1 protein-coding gene is annotated in these 313 nt (G+C 35.8%); it reads right to left on the minus strand.

From position 1 onward, the window contains the following. On the minus strand, positions 1 to 250 hold a 250-nt coding region (locus tag AACQ14_RS23920), incomplete at its 3' end, for an ABC transporter ATP-binding protein (protein WP_339366047.1). Between the last annotated feature and the right edge of the window lie 63 nt (positions 251 to 313).

Below are 313 nucleotides of genomic sequence, written 5' to 3' on the forward strand. Positions count from 1 at the left end.
GCGCATCAAGAATTAATATCTGGCTTGCTTGAACTAGTGCTCTAGCAATTAATACCCGTTGTTGTTCACCACCGGAAAGTTGATTGAAGAGACTTTCTAGGGCATGGCTTAACCCTAATTTACTTAACGCTAATTCAATTTGAGATTTATCATAATCACTATCGAGAGAAAACAAACTTTTATGCGGAAGTAGACCCATTTTCATAACATCTTGTACAGATAAAGCAAAGATAGAGTCATTTTTTTGCATAACTAATGCAAAGTGCTGAGCAATTTCTCTCGAACTGAATTGTGTTATAGGACGGTTTTTTAG

It is taken from the genome of Vallitalea maricola (assembly GCF_036985595.1).
Lineage (GTDB): Bacteria > Bacillota > Clostridia > Lachnospirales > Vallitaleaceae > Vallitalea > Vallitalea maricola.